This is a genomic window from Arsukibacterium sp. (assembly GCF_041616895.1).
Lineage (GTDB): Bacteria > Pseudomonadota > Gammaproteobacteria > Enterobacterales > Alteromonadaceae > Alishewanella.
Window position 1 is genome coordinate 1 of sequence record NZ_JBFJPY010000170.1, and the last position, 3,396, is coordinate 3,396.

4 protein-coding genes are annotated in these 3,396 nt (G+C 48.1%); 2 read left to right on the forward strand and 2 right to left on the reverse strand.

Annotated features, from left to right (window positions below):
- Nucleotides 1-394, reverse strand: a 394-nt coding sequence (locus tag ABY802_RS16315) for a hypothetical protein (protein ID WP_372628176.1), incomplete at its 3' end; no start/stop codon positions are given.
- A gap of 223 nt (nt 395-617) precedes the next feature.
- Here ABY802_RS16315 and ABY802_RS16320 point away from each other — a divergent pair.
- Nucleotides 618-2,033, forward strand: a complete 1,416-nt coding sequence (locus ABY802_RS16320) for an amidohydrolase family protein (RefSeq protein ID WP_372628177.1) — start codon at nt 618-620, stop codon at nt 2,031-2,033.
- A gap of 75 nt (nt 2,034-2,108) precedes the next feature.
- Here the strand turns inward: ABY802_RS16320 and ABY802_RS16325 are convergent, their stop codons facing one another.
- A complete protein-coding gene (locus ABY802_RS16325) occupies nt 2,109-2,942 on the reverse strand; it encodes an alpha/beta fold hydrolase (protein WP_372628178.1) in 834 nt (277 codons plus the stop codon).
- A 166-nt stretch (nt 2,943-3,108) separates the two neighbouring features.
- Between ABY802_RS16325 and ABY802_RS16330 the strand changes: the two genes are divergently transcribed.
- Nucleotides 3,109-3,396, forward strand: a 288-nt coding sequence (locus ABY802_RS16330; protein WP_372628179.1) for a response regulator transcription factor, incomplete at its 3' end; no start/stop codon positions are given.

A 3,396-nucleotide genomic window follows, 5' to 3' on the forward strand; every position in this document is an offset into this window, starting at 1 on the left:
CATCGATTTGATTAGCAACAACTTCACTCAGTGCTGCTTCTCTGGCGGGCATCAGCACAAACTTATCGACACCAAAGTACGTTACCGCAAGCGCTAAAATAATAATGATAACCCGATCCAGAGTTTTTGCCGTTTTTCCCGTAACCTTATATTGGGGAGTAACGCCACTGTCTTTCTTCAATCCTTCTGGTGTGAGTTCAAACACCCAGGCAAGAATAACGACTGGAACAAGGCCGATAACCGCAATGATTGTTGCATGACGAACCAAAGAAGCGCTAAATCCAAAGGCGGGGAAGATGGTATCGACGACTTGAATCAGCAGCCATGCCATCAAACTGTAGGCTGTCGCAACGCGTAATACGTTTCGTCTTCTTAATTCATTGAAAAAATTCATTGCACAGTACCTCTATGCGCTGAATGCGGCAACAGGTAAAGCTGATTAGTCAGGCACGAGATGAAAATCGTCGTTATGAAGACAAAAATAGTAGTTCAGGATGAAGCACTTCGCAACTTTCACGTTTTTTATGCAAAGCTAACCCGCGGTTATCAGGCAGTTGCCAAATTGGATATAGTTCTTCATAGTTAGCTCTTGGGGAAACGGTAAAAGGCGGGATCAGATGCTAACGGTTACATTACCAATGCGGGTTATAGCAGGCATGGCGCTGGTACTTAGTTCAGTCTCAGCTACTGCAACAAACAGCGAAACCAACAATGATATTAAGGCTACACTAAACGCTTCGACCTATATAGTGTTTGATCAGGTGCATGTGTTGCCAATGACATCTGCTGCGGGTGAGACAGAACAACGGGTGCTGCGCGATCAGCGCGTACTGGTAAAAGGTGATCGCATCGTCGCTGTTGGTAATGTTACGAATATTGCCATACCTGACGGGGCTAAAGTCATTGCTGGCAACGGTCGCTATATTATGCCGGGCCTGGCAGAAATGCACGGTCATGTGCCGCCGCTGGCTGATTTTAGCGGTGTGCCCAAGCGTTATTTAAATGATGTGCTAACGCTATATCTGGCGGGCGGGGTTACTACCGTGCGTGGCATGCTCGGTCATGACCAGCAACTGCGCTTAAAAGACGATATTGCCAGCGGTAAACGGCTGGGCCCAACCTTATATCTGGCCGGCCCCAGTTTTAATCAACACACGGTAACCTCAGCTGAGCAGGCCCGGCAGCGCGTTCGTGAGCATAAGCAGCAAGGGTGGGACCTGTTGAAAATTCACCCGGGTTTAAGCCTGGAGCATTATCAGGCCATAGCTGATGAAGCCAATAAACAAGGTATCGACTTTGCCGGCCACGTACCCGAAGCCGTGGGCATAGAGCAGGCTATTGTGCTAGGTAGCCGTACTATTGATCATCTTGATGGCTATATGGCAGCACTGGGCGGTTTTGAAAAAGCGCTTAGTGCTGATGACATGACGCCATTAGTGGCCCTGACCAAACAGCATAATGTGGCAGTAGTACCCACCGAAGCGCTGTGGCAAACCATTATTGGTGCCGCAGACAGTGCACAGCTACAAGCGTATGACGAGCTGAAATATATGCCAGCGCAGGTGATTGCTGGCTGGCAACGCTATTTACAAGCGGCCAGTGGCAGTTACTATACTGGCGAAACGGCCTCTGTACATGCTGAAAACCGCCGTTTGCTGCTGGGAGCATTGTACCAGGCAGGTGTTACTATTTTACTTGGCACCGATGCGCCACAATTATTCAGCGTGCCAGGCTTATCGCTACGCCGCGAAATACCAAAAATGACTGAGGCAGGTATCAGCAATTATGACATTTTGCGCAGTGGTACCGTGCTGGTTGGCGAGTATTTTGCTGATAAAGACCAGTTTGGTCAGGTTAAAGCAGGTCAACGGGCAGATTTATTGCTGGTTGATGGTAATCCGTTGGAAGATTTATCGGTGCTGTATCATCCCGCTGGGGTTATGGTGCGCGGGCATTGGTTAAGCAGGGAATATTTGGATGCGCGGCTGGCCGACATTGCCGCTGCCCGCATGGCCGAGCGCAGCGTGCCGTAGTAGCGTTCGCCAGGGCGGCTGCCAGCTAACGTATTATCTGCTGCTTTCCTCTCTAGTAGTAAGCTGTTCATACCATTACTGCCGGTTAATAATGCCGATAATAGCCTGCGCGATAAGCTGCGGTTTCTCCTGATGCAGATTATGCCCGGCATCAGATACGCGTATGTGTTGACCGTGAGTCACATCTTTGAACAAGTCGTTGTGTAAATTAAGCCACAGCTGCTTACCCAGTTGCGTTTCTTCAAAAACAAACGGCTTTTCATAACCTTTAGTGGAGGTTATTAAACTGGTCCGGATAGCTGATGGCACTGGGTTTACCCTGTCCGGTGCCGCATCAAGTTGGGTTATCAATAACTGATAGTCTTGTTGCATTGCAGTTGGCATCATTTTCAGCAACATTTGATCATCATGCAGTACCCGGTTTTTATCAGCCTGTAAAAACACCTTACGCTGAGCCATGACAGCCGGGTCAATAAGCACTAGTGCTGATATCTGCTCAGGAAATTGACGGGCGTATTCTGTCGCCAGCAGGCCGCCGTAAGAGTGGCCCACCAAGACAATTTCGCCATTCACCTTTAATGCTGTTAGAAGTGTATGAAGGTCATTGATATGCTGTTGAATATTTCTTGGTGCGTTGCCCCCAGTAGATTGACCAAGTCCGGCCCGCGAGTACGCAATAGTGCTGGTGTTATTGCCAAGTGCAGCGATAACCGGTTGCCAGGTGCGCAAGTCCGTACCAAAGCCTGCTTCAAATACTACCGTAACATCACCCTTGCCCTGCTTTTCCACCTCCAGCTTAACGTCGTTTATCTGAAGCTTTACTGTACTTCCTGCAGCACCTTCAGCGCCGTATAGGTTGCCTGCACCGATAAACCCTATTATTGCCAAACTCAGTATTAGCGTCTTCATTTTAATCTCCGTATTCGTTGGTTTGGCCAAATTACGTTGTGTGTGGTGAAATCAGGGTGAAATTTGCAGAGATAGTTAACGTTTTGGCTTTTTTCTGTGGAGTTGAATTGCGCCTTTGGTTAATCTGCCGGTAATGGACTGATTTGGTTTTATATAAGTGGCTGCATTGAATAAATGTTTATCGATTTTACTGGTAGAAGACAATCTAGCTATTGCCAAGCAAATTGTCAGTTTTCTGGAAGGCTTGCACTGGCAGGTTGATTTTGCCGCGACTGGCAAACAGGGTATTGAACTGGCGTTGACACACTGTTTTGATGTCATTCTGTTGGATCTTAACTTGCCAGATTGTGATGGTTTGCACGTATGTCAGGTGATAAAAACACAAGCCAGCCGGTTACAACCCATTCTAATGCTGACCGCCCGCGACGCGTTTGCCGACAAAGCTAAAGGGTTC

Bases quoted from the DNA above. Each gene is read 5' to 3' on its own strand.
- ABY802_RS16320 (WP_372628177.1), top strand. From the start codon at position 618: ATGCTAACGGTTACATTACCAATGCGGGTTATAGCAGGCATGGCGCTG.
- ABY802_RS16325 (WP_372628178.1), bottom strand. From the start codon at position 2,942: ATGAAGACGCTAATACTGAGTTTGGCAATAATAGGGTTTATCGGTGCA.